The organism is Patulibacter ginsengiterrae (genome assembly GCF_056269115.1).
Genome location: NZ_JBWDOG010000006.1, coordinates 157,487 through 174,776, shown reverse-complemented (window position 1 = coordinate 174,776; position 17,290 = coordinate 157,487). Strand labels below are relative to the sequence as shown.

Sequence of the window (17,290 nt, the reverse complement as noted above, 5' to 3'; positions counted from 1 at the left end):
CGGGACCGCGTCAGCGCCGGTGGAGGGTGCGGGCGGCGCGGAGGGTGGTGCGGGTCTCGGTGTCGTCGGCGAAGCCCGGCGGCAGGCTGCTGCCGTCCGGACGCAGCGCGTCGAAGGCCAGCAGCATGTAGCGCCGCCAGAGGTCCGTGCGACCGCCGTGGCTGACCGGCGGGATCGCGCGGCCGACGCTGAGCACCAGCACGGTGATGTCGTCGCCGGTCACGTCCGGCCGCAGCGTGCCGGCGGCCTGCGCGGCGCCCAACGTGCGGGAGACGATCGCCTGGATCCGGAGCTGGGACTCGAGCACCTCGGGGTCGTCGGCGACCACGTCGACGGCCTGCCCGAGCACGCAGTCGCGCGAGAGGTGCTCGGCGGCCGCCATCAGCAGGGTGCGGAAGCTGCCGAGTGGATCGCCAGGGTCCTGCGGGGCCCGCTCCAGGACCGCCTCGAACTCGCGTAGTCGGTCGACGGCGACGGCGGCGGCGAGGTGCTCCTTGGTCGGGAAGTTCCGGTAGACGGTGCCCTTGCCGACTCCGGCCCGCCGCGCGATCTCCGGAATCGGGGCGTCGAGGCCGTGCTCCCCGAAGATCTCGGTCGCGGCGGCGATCACGCGCTCGCGGTTGCGGACCGCGTCGCGACGACGCTGCCGCGGCTCGTCGGACCCCGTCGGGGGCGGGCCCGGAGTGGTCGCGTCGGGGGGCGGGGCAGACGGGGTGGACATGGCGCTCACGTGGGAGAGTAGGCCGTCGCGCCCGCCGCCCCGCGGCTCAGCGGCGGACGCCGGTCAACGGGGCCGACGGGGCGGGCCCCGCGCTGGCCGGCGCGCGGGTCCCGGACGTGGTCGCGGTCACCGCGTCGCGCTCGCTCCCACGGCGCACGAGCCGCGGGATCAGGGCCGCGATCACGCCGGCGAGCAGCGACACGATCGCCAGCGCGACGAGCGCGTCGCGGAAGCCGACGTCGGTCGGCAGCGGGCTGCCGGCGACGACGCTGCCGGCGAGGATCGCGGCCGCGACCTGCGATCCGATCGAGGACCCGACCGAGCGCATCACGGTGTTGAAGCCGGTCGCCTCGCCGGTCCGCTCGGCCGAGACGGCCGCCACGATCAGGTTCGGCATCGCGGCGAAGGCGAGCCCGATGCCGACCGAGGAGACGGCGTAGCCGAAGACGACGAGCGGGATCGTGCCGTGGAACGCGGCCAGCATCGTCAGGCCGAGGGCGGCCATGACGCCGCCGATCGCGAGCGGGACGTGGCTGCCCAGTCGCGAGCTCATCCGTCCGGAGAGCGGCGCGGCGACCATCGCGACGAGCGCGCCGGGGACCATCACCAGGCCGGACTTGGTCGCGTCGAGCTCGAAGCCGTAGCCGGTCGCCTCGGGCGACTGGAGCAGCTGGGGGAGGACGACGAAGGCGCCGAACATGCCGAAGCCGACGAGCACGGTGGCCAGGTTGGTGAAGAGCACGGCGGGCTGCCGGAGCGTGGGGATGTGCGCGATCGGCTCGGCGGTCCGCTGCTGGAGCGCGACCCAGCCGGCGAGGATCGCGATCCCGGCGACGACCATCCCGAGCACGCGGGGGCTGCCCCAGCCCCAGTCGTTGGCGTTGGAGATCGCCAGCAGCGGGATCACGATCCCGATCCCGAAGACGATCGCGCCACGGTAGTCGACCTTGCCCGGGATCTTGACCGGCGACTCGGGCACGCCGAGGTAGGCCCCGATCGCGCCGACCGCGCCGAGCATCGCGCCGACCCAGAAGATCCAGTGGTAGCTGGCGTGGTCGAGCAGCAGCCCGCCGATCACGAGCCCGAGCGCGCCGCCGACGGCGAGCACGGCCGAGATCATCCCGATCCCGACGGCGACCTTCTCCCGCGGGAGCTCGTCGCGGAGGATCGCGAAGCAGAGCGGGAAGATGCCGCCGCCGATCCCCTGGAGGGCACGGCCGGTCAGGACGACCCCGAGCGACGAGCCGAGCGCGGAGACCACCGAGCCGAGCGTGAAGGCGACGAGCGCCACGATCAGCAGCCGGCGCTTGCCGAACATGTCGCCGAGCCGGCCGACCACGGGGGTCGCCACCGCCGCCGCGAGCAGGTAGGCGGTGACGGTCCAGGTCGCCCCGCTGACGCTGGTGTGGAGCTCCTCCTGGAGGGTGCCCAGGGCCGGGACGACCATCGTCTGGGCGAGCGAGAAGGCGAGTGCGGCGAGGCCCAGGATCGAGAGGATCCGGGCCGGGTGCAGCAGTTGGCGTTGCGAGTCGTGCGGCATCGGGAAGGCGATCGGTACGGGGGAGGAACGAACGGACTAAGTGGACCCATGGGTCCGTTTCAAGTCGCTCGGTCAGGCTACGACCGAACAAGTGGACCGTCAAGTCCGTTTCGGCTCCTGTGCGCGGTCGCACGGTCCCCCGTCGGGGCGGCCCGGCCGGATTCCGCCGGCTCGTGGGGGTCGCGCGGCGCGGTTCCGGTCGGCGTCTCGTTCGCCGGCCTCGGGCGCGCTACTATGGGTGTTCGTCCGCAGTTGGACGGACCCCGGGGACGACAGGCTTCGACGCGGTTGGACGCGGGGGTGGTTGCGAGTCGAGGTACCGGAGGCCTCGTAAAACCCCGGTACAACACACACATGCGGACTCTCACGAGTACGCCCTCGCGGCCTAGCTCAAACTAGGCTGGTGAGGTATCGGGCCCCGCTCGCCGACGGTGGGGATCCCCGGTATCACTTCAGTCGGATTACCCGAACGCGACGCCCTCGCGCATTCGGGGACATTTCAGGAGGGCTGGCGCTCCGAACGTGGGTCGACGAGACTGACGGAGCGTAAGACCCAGATACGCCGACTACACTCGTAGACGTTGCCCTTTGCGCAGTCGCGGACGCGGGTTCAACTCCCGCCGTCTCCACCTCTACCGCAGTACCGACCGGCGCCCCCAGAGATGGGGGCGCCGGTCGTCTTCGTGGTGGAGGGCAGTTCCGGGCGTGCGGCTGTCGGCAGGGCAGGGCAGGGGTCGGGCGCGGACTCGTCGGGCGACGTCCGCCGTGGCCGTCACCGCAGCCGGCCGGGCGCGGGGTAGGCCTGGCTCGTCGGGGGGACCTCGGGGCGGCGCTGCGGCGGCGGGTCGCGGCCGTCGGCTGTCGATCCTCTCATCATCTGCTTGCGCTATTTGTGTGCAAGTACGGTGTGGATGCCGATGGGGTCGCCGATAGGGTTGCCCATGCCTACCCATCAGCGTTGCGGTGCGGCTTCGGGCCGGGGTAGCTTCGTTGGACACCAGGGTCTTCCGTGCAACGGGTGGCCCACACCTTGTTCAACGGAGGAACCCCATGTCTCGCATCATGCGGCGGCTGACCGCTGCCGCCACCCTGTCGATCGCCACCCTCGCCGTGGCGATCCCATCGGCGGCCCAGGCCACCAACTACGTCGCCCTCGGCGACAGCTACTCGTCAGGGGTCGGATCCGGCTCGTACGACCTCGACAGCGCCTGCATGCGGACGTCGAACGCCTATCCGGCACGGGTCGCGGCGGCGACGGGCTTCACGCTCAGCTTCACCGCCTGCTCGGGCGCGAAGACGACCGACGTGACCAGCAGCCAGCTGGGCCCGCTCAACGCCTCGACGAACTACGTGACGGTGACGGCGGGCGGCAACGACGCCGGCTTCACGGATCTGATCATCCAGTGCACGCTGGCCAACTGCGTCTCGGCCGTCAACGCCAAGGCCACGTGGGCGACCACGACCCTGCCCGGGCTGCTCGACGCGATGTACGCGCAGATCGACACGCGCGCCCCCGGGGCGACAGTGATCGTGCTCGGCTACCCGCGCCTGTTCAGCGGCACCTGCTTCAGCGCGCTCGGGATCAGCTCGGCGGAGGTGACGGCGGCGAACAACCTCGTCGACACCATCGACACGGTCACCGCCGGCCGGGCCGCGGCGGCCGGGTTCACCTACAAGAGCGCGGTCTCCCCGTTCGTCGGGCACGGGATCTGCTCCGGCAGCGCGTGGCTGAACGGTCTCACGCTCTCGAGCGACAGCTACCACCCGAACAACGCCGGCCAGACCAACGGCTACACCCCGCTGGTGCGCTCGATCACGGGCTGATCGAGACCGGATGGACGCAGGATGCGGGGCGGCCGATCGGCCGCCCCGTTCTCGTTGGCGGGACCGTCTCGGGGCGCGGTCGGGGGCTGGCCGCGGGAGCCTGCGCGGGGGCCGGGGCGGCGGATGATCCGCCGGAACGGTGTTCTCGCGCGCCGTGGCCGGGTGAGCGCACCGAACCGGGGACTGACAAGGGCGGAAAGGTGCGCTCGTCACCTGCGTCCGGCGAGCGCACCGTTCTGGGGAGGCCCGGTACCGCCCGGCGGCCTCGGGGAGGCCCGGTCAGTCGCGCAGCGACGAGGCCGCAGCCGCCACCGGCGGCGCCGTCAGCAGCTCCGACCGCGAGTTGATCCCGAGCTTGCGGAAGACGTTGCGGAGGTGGTGATCGACGGTCCGCGGGCTCAGGAAGAGTCGCGCGGCGACCTCGCGGTTGGTCGCACCGCGGCGGACGTGCCGGACGATCTCGCGCTCGCGCACCGTCAGCGTCGGCAGGTCGTCGTTCCGGGGCGGGCTCGTCGGTGCCCCGAGCACCCGGAGCTCGGCGTGGGCCTGCTCGGCCCAGGCCCCGTCGCCGAGCTGCTCGAGCATCGTGGCGCCGGTCCTCAGGCGGGCGGTCGCGGCGGCACGCTGGTGGTCGGTGCGCAGGCGAACGCCCCACAGGCAGAGCGTCCGCGCGTGCTCGAACGGGCGGCCCGCACGGGTATGGAGGACGATCGCACGGGCGAACAGCGCGTCCGCCTCCTCGGCGTCGGGGGTCAGCATCGCGCGCCCGCGGAGGGCGAGGGCGCCGGCCCACGGCTGTCCGGACGCGATCGCGAACGGCAGGAAGCGCTGGAGCGCGATCCGGGCGACCGTCGGCCGTCCGGCCCGAACGGCGGCCTCGATCAGGTGGGGGGCCGACAGCAGGCCGATCAGCGGATGCCCGGTGCCGGTCTCGCCACTGCCGACGGCCCGCAGCCGGTCGGCGGCGGCGGCGACCTCGCCGCGGGCCAGATCGCCGACGGCGAGCGCCCACTCGGCGGCGGCACCGGCCAGGCCGAGGCTCTGGCCGACCGCGATCCGCAGCGTCTGCTCGGCGCGCGCCCGGCACTCGTCGAGGGCGCCGCGGAAGGCGGCCGAGAGCGCGAGCGCCGCGAGCAGGCTCGCCTCGGTGGTGGGATGGTCGAAGCCGCGGGCGAGGACCAGGCCCTCCTCGGCGTGGGTCGAGGCCTCGACGTAGCGCCCGAGCAGGATCTCGCTGATCGCCAGGAACTCGAGCGCGTTGGAGGCCAGGCCGGTGGCCCCGCTGACCCGTGCCCGTCGGACCGATCGGGTCAGGAGCACCCGTGCGGTTGCCGCGTCGCCCATCGTGATCGCGGCGATCCCCGCCTGCAGGACCTCGTGGGGGCGGCTCGCGTACGCACCCGAGCGACTCGTGGTGGCGAGCAGTGGAACGCCCTCGCCTGGCCGTCCGGCGAGGGTCGCGGCGACGCCCTCGACGAACGCCAGCTGCGGCTGGTGCTCGTCGCCCAGGCTGCCCCCGTCGCCCGCGTGGGGTTGCTCGATCAGGTCCCGAGCGCGCGCGCTGATCGCCGTCAGGCGGGGGACGTCACCGGCGTAGAGCGCGGCCTCGCAGGCTTCGACCAGGACCCGCATGGCGGTCGCCGGGGGGAGCGCGGTGGCGGCCTCGACGAGCATGTCGCTGGCGACCTCCGGCATCCCGGAGCGGAGCTCGAACAGTCCCTGGAGCCGTCGCACCTCGCCGAGTCGCGAGCCGTCGTCGGAGACGTGGGCGAGCAGCCGCATCGCCGACGCCCCGTCGCCGCTGCGCCAGGCCGCGGTCGCGGTCCGCACCAGCAGCGCGTCCGCCGAGGGGGTCTCACCGGGCCGGAGGACCGGCAGCAGCCCGGCGACGCGCACCAGCTCGCCGGGGAGGCCGTCGGTGGCCGCGAGCAGGATCTCCGCGATCCGGGCTCCGCACGCGCCGCCGGTCTGGCCGGCCACGAGCGCGGTCGCCTCGGCCGCGGAGAGCGGACGCAGGTCCCAGGTGGGGAGGTCGGAGAGGGCCGGGGGCACGCGGCCGGCGCGCGCGGTCAGCAGGAGCGCGATCTCGTGGCCGCTGAGCCGGCGGGCGGCGAAGCCGAGTGCGTCGACGCTCTCGGGGTCGACCAGCTCGACGTCGTCGACCAGCACCAGGGCGGCCCGGTCCTCGGTCAGCCGGAGCAGCAACGAGCGGAGGCCAGCGCCGACGGCGGCCGGGTCGGGGCGGCCGGCGCGCAGCCGCAGGACCATCGCGAGCGCGTCGGCCTGGAAGGCCGGCAGCTCCGGCAGACGGTCGTCGAACGGGACGAGCAGCTGGTGGAGGATGCCGTAGGGCAGGGGCACCTCCGCCCGGGTCCCGCCGGCCCGCAGGATCGTCGTCCGCTCGTCGGCGCACGCCGCGGCGTGGGCGAGCAGCGTCGTCCGTCCCGAGGACGGGCGGCCGCGAAGGATCAACGCCTGGCCGGCGCCGACCCGCCGGACGGCCTGCTCGACCGTGGCGAGGTTGGTCTGCGCTCCTGGGTACACCAGGCTTCGACCGTACCCGGGACGCGTATACAACGACAACATCCATTGTGGAGGGTCTACTCTGGATTAACCGATCGCGCCGCTTGGGGAAGCGGTGCGGCGCGGAATCTGGCTGCGCCGCGGGCGGTTTGCCTGGGGTGGCTCTAAAGCCGACAAGTCCAGTTGGGGACAGGGTATACGTGGGGTAGGAAAGTTTTCCCCGTTCGAACTACCCGTCAGTAGGCTGGCGCATCGCCGAACGAACGATCGGTCGAATTCGAACTCCCGGACATCTGTACTACGGGTTGGGTACGGAGGTCCGGAGGACCGGGTGCCGGGGCTGACCCCGTCAACCATTCGATTGCGGAACTTGAGTGCAGGAGACGATTCAGTGGATTTGACGAGCGAACTCGAACGGCGCCGACGGCGCCGGTCAACCGTTCTCGCGGTATCGGTCGGCGCCAGCCTGGCGCTGGCGGCCGTCGCTGCGCCAGCCGCCCAGGCCTACGGGCCCTACGAGCTGACCGGCGTCGGGGGCTCGATCCTGCAGGCCGACGGAACGACCCCCGCCAACCAGGCCGGCGCGACCCCCGGCAGCCTGAACCTCGACTTCGGGATCCCGGACAACATCCAGGACGCGCTGCCGACTCCCGACGAGATCGTTCTGCCCGTCCGCAACACGTGGCTCGAGCCACGGGCGGTGACCGATGAGGTGCGGGTCGACCTGCCGGCCGGCCTCACGGCCGACCCGACGGCGTTCCCGACCTGCACCAACGAGCAGCTCGAGGCCTACGACGGCACCAACCAGGGCCCGAGCACGGAGCCGCACGAGAACCAGTGCCCGGACGGCTCGCAGGTCGGCATCGTCAATCTCGAGGCCCGCGGCGAGATGATCCTCGGCTGGGGGCGGTCCACGTTCTGGGTCCAGGTGCCCGTCTACAACATGACGCGCAGCCCCGGACAGGTCGGACGCTTCGCGTTCAACCCGGAGTCGGCGCCGGCCTCGGTGGTCGTCGAGGCTGACTTCAGTCGCGTCGACGTGATCGGGAAGGTCCGTCCGGAGGACAACGGCATCTCCTTCACGCTCAAGGCGCCGCAGTCGCTGCCGATGCTCGACGCGAAGATGGAGATCTGGGGGACTCCCGGGGCGGCATCCCACGACGCCGATCGCCGGAAGGCCGACGTCATCCTCGCGACGGACAACGGCTACCTCGGTTCGGCGGAGGAGCCGCTCCATTTCGGGGCCTACTACGAGGGGGTCTGGCCGGTCGAGGATCGGACGACCCCCTTCCTGACCAACCCGACGAGCTGCGACGGGCCGCTCATGGCCCGGGTCACGGTCCGCTCGGTCGACGGGGAGACCGACTCGCGTGAGACCCAGATCTCCGACGGGATGCAGGGCTGCGGAAAGCTGCCGTTCGCCCCGGAGGTCAGCTTCGGCTCCGACGGTCCGGTCCGCGCCGACTCCGCGGTCGCCCTGAAGGTCGGCCTGAAGGTGCCGCAGGCGGACCGCGGGGACGTGCTCGCCTCGGCCCACGTCGAGGACGTCAAGGTCACGCTGCCGGAAGGCTTCTCGATCAACCCGTCGGTGGCCAACGGCCTCGACACCTGCACCGACGAGCAGTTCGCGCAGGGTACGGATGATCCGGTCGCCTGCCCGGATGCCGCCCAGGTCGGCACGGTCGCGATCGACTCGCCGCTGGTCGACAGCCCGCTCGAGGGCAAGATCTTCGTCGGGCAGCCGAAGCCGGGCAACCGCTACCGGCTGTTGCTCCTGGCCGAAGGCCACGGAGTCTCGATCCGCCTGAACGGCGACGTCCAGGCCGATCCGGTGACGGGACGGCTCACGACCACGTTCGAGGGCAACCCGGAGCTGCCGTTCAGCGATCTGGACCTCCAGTTCAACGGGGGCGAGCGGGGCATCATCGCCGCGCCGCAGACCTGCGGAACGGCCGAGGGCGAAGCGGCGATCAAGTCGTACGCGTCGCGGTCGCGGGTGATCACCTCCGCGCCGATCGAGGTCGTCGGCTGCGACGGCTTCCCGTTCTCGCCGGGCTTCTCGGCGTCGACGGTGTCGCTGAGGTCCGGTGCGTTCTCGCCGCTGTCGGTCGGGTTCACCCGCGCCGACGGTAACCAGTTCCTCTCGGGCATCAGCGCGACGCTGCCGCTCGGGATGACGGCCAAGCTCAAGGGCGTGCAGCGTTGCGCCGAGGCGCAGGTCGCGGCGGAGAGCTGCCCGGGTGGCTCGCAGATCGGGTCGGTCTCGGTCAAGGCGGGCACGGGCGGGGCGCCGTACGGGCTGTCGGGTCCGGTGTACCTGACCAACGGGTACAAGGGCGGCTCGTTCGGGATGGTCGCGATCGTCCGTGCCGTCGCCGGCCCCTACGACCTCGGCAACGTCGTCGTGCGCCAGGCGCTGCGGATCGATCCGGAGACCGCTCAGGTGACGGTCGACAGCGATCCGCTGCCGCAGATCAAGGAAGGGATCCCGCTGCGCTTGCGGGACCTGACGATGCACGTGTCGCGGGCGGGCTTCCTCCGCAACCCGACGTCGTGTGGTGCGGGCCTGCTCGGGGCGACCGTGCGGTCGGCCGGGGGCGCGGCGGCGACGCCGTCGACGCGTCTGTCGTTCGACGGCTGCAAGGACCTCAAGTTCGGTCCGAAGATCAAGCTGGCGCTGGGCAACAAGACGCAGATGGGCAAGGGCAAGCACCCGCGTCTGACCGCGACGGTGACCCAGGCCGAGGGCGAGGCCGGCTTCGCGTCGACGTCGGTCACGCTGCCGAAGGCCCTGGCGCTGGCCGCGGACAACGCGCAGGCGCTGTGCGAGACCGCTGCCGCCCTCGCCGACAAGTGCCCGCCGAGCTCGATCGTGGGCTCGGCCAAGGCGGAGACCCCGATCCTGGACAAGGCCCTCAGCGGCCCGGTCTACTTCGTCAAGGGCGAGCGCAAGGACCCGAAGACCGGCAACGTGATCAAGACGCTGCCGACGCTCTACGTGGCGCTGCGCGGGGAGACGACGATCAACCTGCGCGCGACGACCTCGGTCCGTCGCAACGAGCTGGTGACGACGTTCCCGGCGATCCCCGACCAGCCGATCACGAAGTTCACGTTGAACATCGACGGTGGCCAGCACGGGATCATCGCGGCGACCCGCAGCCTCTGCGGCGCGAAGCTGGCGGGCAGCGTGCGCTTCGCCGGACAGAACGGGGCCAAGCCGGCCGCCGCGAAGCCGGCGATCGGGACCGCCTGCGGCGCGAAGAGGTCGAGCAAGAAGTGAGGACCACGCTGGTCGGCTGAGGCCGGCCGGCGGGAGGCGCCGGGGCCTCGGGGTGCCCCGTCGTGGGTCTCGGGGTGCCCCGTCGTGGGGTCACGTGGCGTCGGCTTCCCGTCGCGGGGTCACGTGGCGTCGCCAGGCGACGCAACGTGACCCCGGAGCCCCCGGCCGACGCAACGTGACCCCGGAGCCCCCGGCCGACGCAACGTGACCCCGGAGCCCCCGGCCGACGCAACGTGACCCCAGAGCTGGTCGGGCGGCGGGGCAGGATCCGAGGCGGCGGCATGCTTGCCGGGGCCTCGGTGAATCCGGCTGCGGAGGCCTGCGGCGTACGCCGGAGGCTCGGTCGGGGCCTGTGACGTACGCCGGGCGAACGTCCGGTGCGGCGGAAGTGATCGCCGCACTACTTTGTGCCAGAAGCAGGGCCCGGTCGGATACGGTCGAGTGATGTCGAAGGCCGTGCAGTTCTCCACCTACGGGGCGCCCGAGGTGCTCCAGCTCGTCGAGGTTCCCGAGCCGACCGCCGGCCCCGGGCAGGTCCGGATCGCGGTCCGCGCGGCGGGGGTCAACCCGTACGACACCAAGGTCCGCAGCGGCGTGATGGCCAAGGACCAGACGCTGGCGGCGCCCAAGGGCCTCGGCAACGACCTCGCCGGGGTCGTCGACCAGGTCGGCGAGGGCGTGACCGAGCTGGCGGTCGGCGACGAGGTGCTCGGGACCGGGGCCTCGACCTACGCCGAGTACGCGCTGGCCAAGCCGGCCAGCCTCGCGATCAAGCCCGCCGAGGTCCCGTGGGAGGTCGCCGGCGGGATCGGCGTCGCCGGACGCACGGCCTACCGCGTGCTCAAGCAGCTCGGGGTCCAGGAGGGCGAGACGCTGTTGATCCACGGTGCCGCCGGCGGGGTCGGGCTGTTCGCCGACCAGCTCGCCCGCGAGTGGGGCGTCAACGTGATCGGCACCGCCAGCGAGGCGAACCACGAGTACCTGCGGACCCTCGGCGTGCAGCCGGTGACCTACGGCGACGGGCTCGCCGAGCGGGTCCGGGCGATCGCCCCCGACGGCGTCGACGCGGTCTTCGACACCGCGGGGCGCGGCGTGCTGGCGCTGTCGGTCGAGCTGGCCGGCGGTCCCGAGCGCGTGATCACGATCTCCGGCAACGACGCGGCCGAGGCCGGCGTCCGCTTCTCAGGCGGCGACGGCGACACCGACACCTCTGGCGCGTTCCCGGAGATCGTCGCGCTGATCGCGGCCGGCCGGCTCGAGGTCCCGATCGCCGGTCGCTACCCGCTGGCCGAGGCGGCCGCCGCCCACGCGCAGAGCGAGGGCGGGCACGCCCGCGGGAAGATCGTGCTGCTGCCCTGAGCGGCGCGGACGACCGCGGGTAGGGTGGCGCCATGGCCGACCGCAGCGACCTGACCTTCCCCTCCGGCGGCGAGCAGTGCGCCGCCTACCTCTACCGCCCGGAGGGGACCGCGACCGGCGACCGGCCCTGCGTGGTGATGGCCCACGGCTTCAGCGCGACCCGCGACGACCGGCTGCCGGCGTTCGCCGAGCGGTTCGCGGCTGCCGGCTTCGTGGTCCTCGTCTTCGACTACCGCCACTTCGGGGCCAGCACGGGCCAGCCGCGGCAGCTGCTCGACGTCGGCCAGCAGCACGACGACTACCGGGCGGCGATCGCGTACGCCCGCGGGCTCGACGGCGTCGACCCCGAGCGGATCGTGCTCTGGGGCTCGTCGTTCAGCGGCGGGCACGTCGTCGCCGTCGCCGCGACCGACCCGCGGGTGGCGGCGGTCGTCGCCCAGGCCCCGTTCGCGGACGGGATCGCGACCGCCCGCAAGCTGCCGTTGGGCAACCTGGTGCGGATGACCGGTGCGGGGCTGCGCGACGTCGCCGGCGCGGCCGCGGGGCGCTCGCCGCACCTGGTGCCGGCGGTAGCCCCGCCCGGCGAGTTCGCGGCGATGACCGCCCCCGAGGCCGATCCCGGATTCCGGGGGATGGTCGGCGCCGACTCGCGCTGGCGGAACGCCTTCGCCGCCCGGCTGATGCTGACGCTGCCGCTCTACCGGCCCGGGCGCGCGGCGGCGAAGGTCCAGGCGCCGCTGCTGGTCTGCGTCTGCGATGCGGACGAGACGACGCCGCCCGCGCCCGCGATCGCGATGGCCGAGCGGGCCCCGCGGGGCGAGCTGGTCCGCTACCCGATCGGCCACTTCGACATCTACACCGGTGACGCGTTCGAGCGGGCGGTCACCGATCAGACCGCCTTCCTCCAACGGCAGCTGGCCTAGGCCGGGCTAGAGCGCGAAGCCGCCCGCGCCGTCCAGCTCGACCGGGCCGCCGATCGGGTCGCCGTCGAGCAGCCGGGCCATCGTCTCCGGGGCGTCGGCCTTGGCGAAGGTCCGGCGGCCGTCGGCGTCGCGGGCGACGACCGAGGCGAAGCTCGGCTGGCCCTCGCGGTCGTAGGGCGCGGTGAACGACTCGACGGTCCAGACGCCGGAGCCGTTCGCGACCAGCTCGCGGGTCGGCTGCCGGTCGACGACGGCCTGGACGTCGCGGTGGGCGAAGGGCCGGGCCGGCGGGGTCGCCGAGAGCAGCGCCAGCCCGTGCTTGGTCATGTACCAGCCGACGGCGCTGGCGAGCGCCAGCTGCTCGGGCTGCTCGCGGGCCCGATCGGCGAGGGTCGCGATCGAGTGCGTGACGTAGTTGTTCGCCGGTCCGCCGAAGAACGAGAGGCCGCCGGTGACGGTCAGCGGCCGGGCGGGATCGTCGACGCGGAAGCCGAGCTCGCGGGCGCCGATCTGGACCGCGCAGGGGAAGCACGAGTAGAGGTCGACGAGCGCGACGTCGTCGGCCCCGATCGCGGCGTGACCGAAGAGCGCCTCGCCGCAGGCGGCGATCGCTGGCGAGCGGTCGAGCCGGTCGCGCTCCCCCGCGAACCAGTGGTCGGAGGCGGCTGCCGTTGCGTGGACGAAGACCCAGCGGTCGCGGGGGATCCCCGCGGCCTCGGCGGCGCCGGCGCTGGTCACCAGCAGCATCGCGGCCTGGTCGACGGTGATGTCGGCGTTCATCGCCTTGGTGTACGGATCGCTGATCAGGCGGTTGCGCGGGGCGGGGGTGGCGGCCTCCGCGGCGGTCATCGACGTCCGCTCCCAGCCCTGGGGATGGGCGGCGGCGACCTCGCTGTAGCGCGACCACCAGGAGCCGATCCACTCCCGCTGCTCGCCGCTGGTGCGGCCGGCCTCGTGCCGCAGGACGTGCTCGAAGATCGGGTAGTAGCTGATCGGCAGGCCGACGCCGGCGGCCAGCTCGACGTCGTGCGAGGCGGGCCGGTCGCGGCCGAGCACGCGGGTCGGGGCGGTGCCCTCGGGCTGGGTCTCCCAGCCGGTCGGCTCGCCGCGGGTCATCGCGGTCCGGAACGCGGTGCCGACCTCGCCGCCGCCGAGCAGGGCGACCTCGAGCTCGCCGGCGGCGATCCGGGTCGCGGCGTCGCCGAGCAGGGCGATCGGGCTGTTGCCGCCGATCACGGTCCGGACCGTCTCGCGCGGGCTGATCCCGAGCGCCGAGGCGAGCAGCGCGCCGGGGTCCGGGATCGGCCACGAGAAGATGTCGACCAGGCCGACGCTCTCCGCCCGCTGGAGCAGGCCCTCGCCGCCGCGACCGGCGTCGGCGGCGGCCTTGCGGGCGGCGGCGACCATCAGGTCGAGCGGGGACGGCGTCGGGTCGCCGGAGTCCGGCCGGTGCGTGACCTGGCCGGTGCCGACGATGACGGGGGTGCGCGGGTCGACGGTGCTCACGCCCGACATCATGCCCGCCAGGAGCGAGACGTGCCACCTCCTACTTTCGGTGCCCGCCGGAGGTGGCGGCGGTCAGCCCGTCAAGCGCTCTTGCTCGAGGTCGAGGTCGCGCTGGATCCGGTGCATGACCCCGTCCCCGATGCAGCCCGTCGTCCGCAGCTCCAGCAGCGCGCGTCGCTCGGCGTCGAGCAGGTCGTTGCGGAAGGCGACGAAGCGGGCACTGCCGGCCTCCAGGCGTGCATCGGCCTCGCCCCGGTGCTGGGCGCTGTGGCGCTCCTGGCGGAAGCGGTACTGGGTCCGGAAGCGGTTGGCCATCGGTTCAGGGATGTCGTAGCCGGCGGTGATCTCGTCGAACTGGTCGAGCACCGCGTCGGCCATCGCCGCCCGCGCCATCGCCTCCTCCTCGGCGTCGCCGTCGTCGCTGTCGCGGAGGCCGAGGCAGGTCAGCAGGCGCGGCAGGGTCAGGCCCTGGAGCAGCAACGTGGTCAGGATCGCGACGTAGGCGAGCAGGATGATCCGGTCGCGGTCGGCGAACGGCGTGCCGTCGTCGAGCGCGACCGGGATCGCCAGCGCGGTCGCGAGCGAGACCGCCCCGCGCATCCCCGTCCAGGCGATCGCGATTCCCTCGGTGCCGCTGCCGACCGGGCGCAGCTCACGAAGCCGCGGGAGCCAGCGGACCAGCAGCTCGCCACTGCCGATCCACGCGATCCGCACCAGCATCACGACCGCGGCGACCAGCAGGCCCTGGAGGATCCAGGTGCCGGTCGGCTCGTGGGCGTCGCGCAGCGAGTCGGCGATCAGTGGCAGTTGCATCCCGACCAGTGCGAACAGCGCCGCGTTGGCGACGAACTGGAGCACCTCCCAGACCGCGAACGCCTGCAGCCGGTAGGTGGGGGTGACCAGCCACGGCGAGCGCCAGCCGAGCCAGACGCCGGAGGTGACCGCGGCGACGACGGCGGAGACCCCGGCGGCCTCGGCCGGCAGGTAGGCGAGGTACGGGGTCAGCAGCGAGATCGCGATCTCGGTCGTGGTGTCGCGGATCCGGCGCCGGATCGCGACGATCGCGATGCCGGTCAGGACGCCGATCGCGAGTCCGCCGAGGACGCCGAGCACGAAGCTGGCGCTGGCGTGCCAGAGCGAGAAGCCGCCCGAGGTCACCGCGAGGACCGCGAACTTGTAGATGATCAGCGCGCTCGAGTCGTTGATCAGCGACTCGCCCTCGACGATCGTCACCACCCGCCGCGGGGCGCCGATCCGCTGGGCGATCGCGGTCGCGGCGACCGGATCGGTCGGGGAGAGGACGGCGCCGAGCACGAACGCGGCCGGCCAGTCCATCCCGATCAGGACGTGGGCGGCGACGGCGACGGCGACCGCGGTCGCCAGGACCAGTCCGACCGCCAGCGTCGAGATCGAAAGCGCCTGGCGGCGGAGGTCGCGCAGGGAGCTGAAGAAGGCCGCCGCGTAGAGCAGGATCGGCAGGAAGATCACGAGCACCAGCTCGGGGTTCAGCTCGATCCGCGGGGCGCCCGGGATCAGCGCCAGCGCGCCGCCGCCGACCACCAGCACCAGCGGGTACGGAAGTCGTCCGGCCTGGGCGACGACCAGCAGCAGCGCGATCGCCAGCAGCAGGCCGGCCGCCTCGAGGTACGGCGTCGTCGCGGCGGCGTTGGCGAGCAGCGTCATCGACGAGCCAGGCTACGGGGCGGGCCCCCGGATCCGGGCGGTGACGGGCGTCGCGGGACCGGGCCGGTCGGTCGTCCGCCGATCGGGTGCGGCGCGGCCAGGGTCGGGCCGTGCGGCGGGGGCGACGGCGCCGTGGCCTCGACGCTGCCGCCGCGGCGGTTCAGCCGGGAGCCCCGACGACGCCCGGGCGGTTGGTCAGCCCGAGCCGTCGGCGGAGCGCGGCGATCCGGCCCGCAGCGGCCCCGCGGCGCGGATCGCCCGCGGGCAGCGCGCGGACCAGCGCCTCGGCCGCGAGCAGGTCGTCGGCGCCGTGCGGGCACGCGCACCAGGCGGCCAGGGCCTCGGCGTCGCCGGCCTCGAGCAGCGCTCCGCGGAGCTCGGCGTGGAGCCCGTCGCCGATCTCGCGGACCCCGGGGGCGACGCTCTCGGGCAGCAGCGGCCCGCGGTAGGCGCCGACCGCTCCGGCGAGGTCGCCCGCGGCCAGCCGCCGACGGACCTCGGTCAGGTCGTCGCTGACCCCGTCGGCGAGCCGGTAGGGGCGGGCGAGGACGACGCCGGGCAGCCGCGACCGCAGCCGTGAGCAGGCCGCGCGGGCGGTGCTGTCGTTGGCCTGGTCACCGTGCAGGAGGACCGCGAGGCGCTCGGCGGAGAGGCCGGCGCGGTGGAAGGCGAGCAGGGCGAGGATCTCCGCGTGGCTGCGGCTGAGCGGTTGGGCGCCGTCGCGGCGGCGGGCGAGCGGGCTGGTCGTCCCCAGCAGCTCGAGCGTCGCCTGCGGACGCGGGCGAGCGACGTCGTCGTCGGCGAAGACGAGGAAGCCGTCGTCGCCGGCGGGCTCGGCGTGACCGATGCTCCCGTCGGGCAGTCGTACGGGTCCGCCGTCGGGGCCCGGCAGCGGCAGCCGCCAGCGCCGGTCGCCGCTGGCCAGGGCGTTGCCGCCCCCGTCGAGGCGGATCACCCGTCCGGCCGGGCTGAGCGCGAGCGCGGGCCGCGGGGCGCCGGTCGGCCGCTGGCGGACCAGCGCCTGCAGGCGGGCGTCGCGGCGCAGCGCCCGGGCCCGCAGCACCTGCTCCGCCGCCCGCGCCGCGCCGACCAGGAACGGCAGCGTGCGGGGGTCGACCGTCCGCAGGTCGGCGGTCGCGTCGAGCACGCCGAGCAGCTCGCCGGTCTCGGGGTCGTGGATCGGGGCGGCCGAGCAGGTCCAGTCGTGGACCGCGGGCCGGAAGTGCTCGGCGCTGAAGATCTGGACCGCGTGGTCCTCGATCAGCGCGGTGCCGACGGCGTTGGTGCCGGCGGACCGCTCGCTCCAGTCGGAGCCGGCCTCGAAGGCCATATCGCCGCCGGCCCGCTCGACGGCCGACTCGGCGCCGTCGACCCACAGCAGCAGCCCGTCGGCGTCGCTGAGGGCGAAGACGTGGGGTGCGCTGGCCGACAGCTCCCGCAGCAGCCGCGTGAGCCCGGGCCGGACCGTGGCCAGCGGGTGCAGCGACCGGCGCTGCTCGAGCGCGTCGCCCGCGAGCGAGGAGACAGGCCGGGTCAGCGACGGATCGACCCCGGCTGCGGCCGAGCGCTGCCACGAACGGTCGATCACCGACCGCACCGCTCCCGCGACCTGGCGGCCGGTCCGGGCGGTCTCATTCAGTCGCGCCAGCCGCAGGGCGTGGCGGACCGGGTCGGCGGCGGCGTCGAACGCCGCCCACGGATCGATCGAACTGCGGGGCATCTCTCTCACCACCGATCGTACGCACGCGCCGAGCGCGCGGGGGGAAACACGGCGGTTGCACGGGGGTTGCGAGCGGGGGCGCCCGGCGGTCGGGGTCGGAGCGACCGGCATCGCCCGTCCCAAACGTGGCGCGTTGCCGCTCGTGATTGGCAGCGTGAGGGCAACGGGCGCGGGCGTACGTTCGTCCTGACCCCTCCCGGCCACGGGATGC

10 protein-coding genes and 1 other RNA gene are annotated in these 17,290 nt (G+C 73.8%); 5 read left to right on the top strand and 6 right to left on the bottom strand.

Annotated elements, in window-relative coordinates; translation table 11 throughout:
- Window positions 1-10: 10 nt before the first annotated feature.
- Both ACVUH9_RS11110 and ACVUH9_RS11105 read right to left on the bottom strand, forming a co-directional pair.
- The gene (locus ACVUH9_RS11110; protein ID WP_475756834.1) at window positions 11-721 is read right to left on the bottom strand and encodes a TetR/AcrR family transcriptional regulator; all 711 of its coding nucleotides are present in this window, start codon (window positions 719-721) and stop codon (window positions 11-13) included.
- Window positions 722-767: 46 nt separating this feature from the next.
- Entirely contained in the window at window positions 768-2,261 is a 1,494-nt protein-coding gene (locus tag ACVUH9_RS11105; RefSeq protein WP_475756832.1) for an MFS transporter, read from the bottom strand.
- Window positions 2,262-2,526: 265 nt separating this feature from the next.
- Between ACVUH9_RS11105 and ssrA the strand changes: the two genes are divergently transcribed.
- Both ssrA and ACVUH9_RS11095 read left to right on the top strand, forming a co-directional pair.
- Window positions 2,527-2,893: a transfer-messenger RNA gene (gene ssrA, locus ACVUH9_RS11100) on the top strand.
- A 418-nt stretch (window positions 2,894-3,311) separates the two neighbouring features.
- Window positions 3,312-4,085 carry an SGNH/GDSL hydrolase family protein gene (locus ACVUH9_RS11095; RefSeq protein ID WP_475756830.1) on the top strand — a complete coding sequence of 258 codons (774 nt, stop codon included), beginning with the start codon at window positions 3,312-3,314 and terminating at the stop codon, window positions 4,083-4,085.
- 279 nt (window positions 4,086-4,364) lie between these two features.
- Here the strand turns inward: ACVUH9_RS11095 and ACVUH9_RS11090 are convergent, their stop codons facing one another.
- Complete coding sequence (locus ACVUH9_RS11090; protein ID WP_475756828.1) at window positions 4,365-6,629, bottom strand: LuxR C-terminal-related transcriptional regulator; 2,265 nt, start codon at window positions 6,627-6,629, stop codon at window positions 4,365-4,367.
- 376 nt (window positions 6,630-7,005) lie between these two features.
- Here ACVUH9_RS11090 and ACVUH9_RS11085 point away from each other — a divergent pair, with 376 nt between their 5' ends.
- From ACVUH9_RS11085 to ACVUH9_RS11075, 3 genes are all read left to right on the top strand, one after another.
- Window positions 7,006-9,888: a hypothetical protein gene (locus ACVUH9_RS11085; protein ID WP_475756826.1), complete on the top strand. Its 2,883-nt coding sequence runs from the start codon at window positions 7,006-7,008 to the stop codon at window positions 9,886-9,888.
- Window positions 9,889-10,332: 444 nt separating this feature from the next.
- Window positions 10,333-11,247, top strand: coding sequence for an NADP-dependent oxidoreductase (locus ACVUH9_RS11080; protein WP_475756824.1), 915 nt, complete (start codon window positions 10,333-10,335; stop codon window positions 11,245-11,247).
- Between the two features lie 32 nt (window positions 11,248-11,279).
- Complete coding sequence (locus tag ACVUH9_RS11075; RefSeq protein WP_475756822.1) at window positions 11,280-12,170, top strand: alpha/beta hydrolase; 891 nt, start codon at window positions 11,280-11,282, stop codon at window positions 12,168-12,170.
- 6 nt (window positions 12,171-12,176) lie between these two features.
- On the opposite strand, the gene ACVUH9_RS11070 is transcribed toward ACVUH9_RS11075, so the two are convergent.
- The 3 genes from ACVUH9_RS11070 to ACVUH9_RS11060 form a co-directional block, all read right to left on the bottom strand.
- Window positions 12,177-13,676 (bottom strand): acetyl-CoA acetyltransferase, encoded by a 1,500-nt coding sequence (locus ACVUH9_RS11070; RefSeq protein ID WP_475756820.1) that lies wholly within the window; start codon window positions 13,674-13,676, stop codon window positions 12,177-12,179.
- Window positions 13,677-13,748: 72 nt separating this feature from the next.
- Window positions 13,749-15,359 (bottom strand): Na+/H+ antiporter, encoded by a 1,611-nt coding sequence (locus tag ACVUH9_RS11065; RefSeq protein WP_475756819.1) that lies wholly within the window; start codon window positions 15,357-15,359, stop codon window positions 13,749-13,751.
- Window positions 15,360-15,519: 160 nt separating this feature from the next.
- Complete coding sequence (locus ACVUH9_RS11060; RefSeq protein ID WP_475756817.1) at window positions 15,520-17,079, bottom strand: GAF domain-containing protein; 1,560 nt, start codon at window positions 17,077-17,079, stop codon at window positions 15,520-15,522.
- Window positions 17,080-17,290: the final 211 nt, after the last annotated feature.

What these genes read in the sequence shown, in the direction of transcription:
- ACVUH9_RS11110 (WP_475756834.1), bottom strand. Translation starts at nt 721, where the DNA reads ATGTCCACCCCGTCTGCCCCGCCCCCCGACGCGACCACTCCGGGCCCG.
- ACVUH9_RS11105 (WP_475756832.1), bottom strand. Translation starts at nt 2,261, where the DNA reads ATGCCGCACGACTCGCAACGCCAACTGCTGCACCCGGCCCGGATCCTC.
- ACVUH9_RS11095 (WP_475756830.1), top strand. Translation starts at nt 3,312, where the DNA reads ATGTCTCGCATCATGCGGCGGCTGACCGCTGCCGCCACCCTGTCGATC.
- ACVUH9_RS11080 (WP_475756824.1), top strand. Translation starts at nt 10,333, where the DNA reads ATGTCGAAGGCCGTGCAGTTCTCCACCTACGGGGCGCCCGAGGTGCTC.
- ACVUH9_RS11075 (WP_475756822.1), top strand. Translation starts at nt 11,280, where the DNA reads ATGGCCGACCGCAGCGACCTGACCTTCCCCTCCGGCGGCGAGCAGTGC.
- ACVUH9_RS11065 (WP_475756819.1), bottom strand. Translation starts at nt 15,359, where the DNA reads ATGACGCTGCTCGCCAACGCCGCCGCGACGACGCCGTACCTCGAGGCG.
- ACVUH9_RS11060 (WP_475756817.1), bottom strand. Translation starts at nt 17,079, where the DNA reads ATGCCCCGCAGTTCGATCGATCCGTGGGCGGCGTTCGACGCCGCCGCC.